Raw genomic sequence first — 3,524 nt, 5'->3', positions numbered from 1 at the left:
TCGACATCATCCGCAAGCGGGCTGGGGCGGGGGGCGAGGCCGTGGAGTTCGACGAGACGATGCCCATGGATGTGTCCGAGGCCAACATTGGCGCGCTGGGCAGCCGCCTGGGCACCAACCCCCAGAAGAGCGCGCTCCGGCGCGAGCTGGCCGAGAAGATCCAGGAGGCCCTGGCCGCCGTCCCGGAGAAGCACCGCGCCATCCTCCTGCTCCGAGAGGTGGAGGGCATGTCCTACGAGGATCTGTCCCGCACCCTGGACATTCCCAAGGGCACGGTGATGAGCCGGCTGTTCCACGCCCGGGCCAAGGTTCAGAAAATCCTGAGCCAATACCTGGAGTTGGACGAGGCCAAGAGCGGAGTGGGCAGTGAGTAGGCAGGCTTGGAATATCGGCAGTGAATTCGCGTCACACAGGGGCAGTTGCCAACAACCCAGGTGAAGCCATGGCCGGAAATCCTGCGTGCGAGCGGTTCATCCCGCTGCTGTCTCCCTACATCGACGGGGAGATCTCTCCCACCGAGCGCGTGAACATCGAGCGTCACCTGTCCGCGTGCAAGGCGTGTACGGGACGCGCCGCGGACCTGCGCGCCGAGTCCGGGCTGTTGCGCGTGGGCCTGGACATGGCGGTGGACGAGGTGGACTTCAAGGACTTCACCCAGAAGGTGATGGCGCGGGTGACGCCGGAGAAGCCGCCGCTGCTGGAGCGCCTGCGCCTGTCGCTCTCGGAGATGTTCCTCTACCAGCGCACCGCCATGGTCTCCTCGCTGGCCACGGCCGCGGTGCTCATGTTGGTGGCCGTGCCGCTGCTGCTGGGCAGCAGGGCTCCGACGGGCTACGCCGGTGAGCGGATGACAGTGCAGGCGGTGCGCACCTATGAGCCCGCCAAGGTCGCCCCGGTGGTGATGGAGACGGACAACGGCAGCACCATCATCTGGCTCGTGGATCAGGACTCGCACTCGCACGGGGCTTCCCCCGCGCTGGGTGGCGGCGACGAGGCGCAGAGCGACGAGCTGGAGATGGAGGAGGCGCCCCTGGGCAACGTTCCCCAGAAGACGCTGCCGGCAAAGAAGGACGACCCGGCTCCCAAGGGAGGCTCTCTGTGAGGATGCACTCGACGGCGATGCTGGCGCTGCTCTCGTTGGGGCTGCTGCTCTCGCCCCTGGCGGCTCAAGCGCAGGAGCAGAAGGTGAAGCTCCAGGTGGAGGTGGTGCTCGCCTCCAACAAGGGCGACGCCGTGGAGCCGCCCGAGCTGGCGCAGATGAAGGAGACGTTCCGCAAGCAGAACTTCAGCTTCACCTCCTTCAAGCGGCTGTCGCTGGAGACGCTCGAGCTGGCCGCGGAGAAGCCCACCGAGGTGCGGCTGCCCAACGGCGTCAACGCCTCGCTGAAGCTGCTGGGACTCAAGGAGGGCATCGCCACGGTGCGCGTGGAGATCCCCCGCCAGTCCGGCGTGGACGTAGAGCTGGGGCGTCAGGGCTCCGTCTACCAGAGGGCCGGCAAGCACGTGGGCGGGGAGCTCATCCTCGTCCTCTCGCCGCCTCCCAAGTAGCGCCCGCCGCGCGCGGAGTCCTCTCAGAGGCACTCCGCGGCTTCGTGCCGGGAGCCTGGCTAGACCGCCAGGATTTGTGGGTGCGCCTCGCGCTCTTCCGTCGCGGAGTCTGGCTTCGCCGGTGCGACGTGCGGGCGCGAGGTGGAGGCCGCGGACAGGGGCTCCGGCAGCCGGGTCGGCATCAGCGGCTCGACGGGGGCGTTGATCTCCGTGCGCAGCCCCTGGAGCATCAGCTCGAAGGCGGCATAGGCGCGATCCACCAGCGCGACCGCCTGCAAGCGCAGCTCCGGGGTCAGCTCCAGGGAGCGCAGCCGCCGCTCCATCTCCTCCTCGAACACCTCGTGCTGCTGCTCCACCTGCACGTGGAAGTCGGAGAAGTAGCGCAGCCGCTGGCCGCAGCCCTTCGCGGACACCATGATGGAGGTGCGCCCGAAGAAGATGTGGCTGGTGGCCTCCATGGTCAGCACCAGGACAATGCGCAGCCGATCATCCATCGGCCGGTACACCTCGGAGATGAGCGCGTAGGTGGCGTCCCGGATGGCGGTGTGGGCGCGGCCGTACAGGGCACTCACCGAGAGCTGCTTGCCGGTGATCTCCTGGATGTCCTCGAAGAACCACCGGTCATGGCCCACTTCTTCGGAGCGGTGCTGGACGGCCAGCTTCTTCAAGCCCGGGTCGGTGATGAAGTGCGCGTTCAGCCGCAGCACGTCCTGGAAGGTCATCACCCAGAAAGCCAGCCGGGGCGCGAAAGCCATGATTTGCTCGACCGGCCGGTCCTGTTTCAGATCCTCGAAGAAGGGATGGCTGGCAAATACCTCTTGCCGCGCGGTGATGTGCTCCAGGACGACCTTCATGGCTTCCTCCCGACCTTGCTGATGATAACGCCCGACCTACCGGTTCCCAAACGGCCGAGGTTCTTGCTTAGCCATCCGACCTGGCGAGTTGCTCTACCAGGCGATGTTGTACGTGCAGGAAGAGTCTCCTCTTCGACGACAGGTCTTCGGATCGTGCTCAATCCGCACCCAGAGCGCGTCCTTGGGACGGAAGCGATCACAGATAGCCTCGATCAGTCCGAGATCCAGATCGCAGGGGTACGGGTTGTCGCACACCATCCTCGCGCTGCGCCGGTCCGTCTGGTCGTAGTGGTAGCCACCGATGTCGTCCGTCCCCCGGTGGTTCATATGGTAGGCAACATCGATGGAGCGCAGTCCCTTCTCCAAAGAATCCATGTCCGAGGGGAAGTGCGCGTTCTCGGGGATCTTCCGGCCGATGGCCCGCACCGTGCTGGGGCCGATCTTCTCGAAGATGAGCCGGAAGGAGTTGAGGAGGGCCGTCATCGGGTACCAGACGTCCGCCTTGAGGGGTGAGATGCCGAACTCCGCCAGGATTCGCAGGGCTCGGGCTTGCACGACCTCCATGCCGCCCACGATGGCGAGAATGGACTGCCCGACTATCTGGGAGTTCGCGAAGGGATCGCTCGTTCCGGGCTCGGCCTTGGGCGGGCGCGTCTTCAGGTCCATCGTTCTGGCACCTCGGGGATCCCCCTACTTCCATTGAAACGGCTAAAGCCGCCAAAAGCAAATTGTCCGTGGTGTAAGGAGTCCTGGCGAGAGGCAGGTGACGCGCCGCGGCGACACATGTCTTTGTAACAACATGTACACCGGTTGACGTTCCCTCGTACGCAGGGCTGAGGCGGGTCGGTCATTCGTTCCGGTCATCGGCGCCGTTCTGAAAAAACGACAGCCGCATCAGGGGGGAGCCTGATCCTTTCGGATCGAGCATACCTCCTGAAAACAGGGGGTTGTCACGCGGCATGACGGTTGCTCCTGAGGAATGCGCGGGGCGGCGGCGGGTCGGGTGGTCGAGTACGGCACAAGCAACCAGCACCTCAGGGAGACGAGACCATGGCGAAGACTCAGCGGCGTGATCAGGTCAAGCGGCAGACGAAGGTGGCGCGGCAGACGAAGGTGGCGCGG

Annotated in this window: 5 protein-coding genes; 3 read left to right on the top strand and 2 right to left on the bottom strand. The window is 65.6% G+C overall.

The window, feature by feature from the left end:
- The 3 genes from VD972_RS04550 to VD972_RS04540 all read left to right on the top strand — a co-directional run.
- Window positions 1-374: RNA polymerase sigma factor (locus VD972_RS04550; RefSeq protein WP_324981301.1), on the top strand; the 374-nt coding region annotated here is incomplete at its 5' end.
- A gap of 68 nt (window positions 375-442) precedes the next feature.
- Window positions 443-1,102 carry an anti-sigma factor family protein gene (locus VD972_RS04545; protein WP_324981298.1) on the top strand — a complete coding sequence of 220 codons (660 nt, stop codon included), beginning with the start codon at window positions 443-445 and terminating at the stop codon, window positions 1,100-1,102.
- A gap of 2 nt (window positions 1,103-1,104) precedes the next feature.
- Window positions 1,105-1,548: a hypothetical protein gene (locus VD972_RS04540; protein WP_414653983.1), complete on the top strand. Its 444-nt coding sequence runs from the start codon at window positions 1,105-1,107 to the stop codon at window positions 1,546-1,548.
- Window positions 1,549-1,607: 59 nt separating this feature from the next.
- Here the strand turns inward: VD972_RS04540 and VD972_RS04535 are convergent, their stop codons facing one another.
- A complete protein-coding gene (locus tag VD972_RS04535) occupies window positions 1,608-2,402 on the bottom strand; it encodes a hypothetical protein (RefSeq protein ID WP_324981292.1) in 795 nt (264 codons plus the stop codon).
- A 93-nt stretch (window positions 2,403-2,495) separates the two neighbouring features.
- Window positions 2,496-3,068 carry a hypothetical protein gene (locus VD972_RS04530; RefSeq protein WP_324981289.1) on the bottom strand — a complete coding sequence of 191 codons (573 nt, stop codon included), beginning with the start codon at window positions 3,066-3,068 and terminating at the stop codon, window positions 2,496-2,498.
- Window positions 3,069-3,524 lie beyond the last annotated feature (456 nt).

This window comes from Hyalangium sp., from assembly GCF_035629615.1.
GTDB lineage: Bacteria > Myxococcota > Myxococcia > Myxococcales > Myxococcaceae > Hyalangium.
This window is presented reverse-complemented; position numbering and strand designations above follow the sequence as displayed.

Coding starts and splice junctions, on each gene's coding strand:
- VD972_RS04545 (WP_324981298.1), top strand. CDS start 443: ATGGCCGGAAATCCTGCGTGCGAGCGGTTCATCCCGCTGCTGTCTCCC.
- VD972_RS04540 (WP_414653983.1), top strand. CDS start 1,105: ATGCACTCGACGGCGATGCTGGCGCTGCTCTCGTTGGGGCTGCTGCTC.
- VD972_RS04535 (WP_324981292.1), bottom strand. CDS start 2,402: ATGAAGGTCGTCCTGGAGCACATCACCGCGCGGCAAGAGGTATTTGCC.
- VD972_RS04530 (WP_324981289.1), bottom strand. CDS start 3,068: ATGGACCTGAAGACGCGCCCGCCCAAGGCCGAGCCCGGAACGAGCGAT.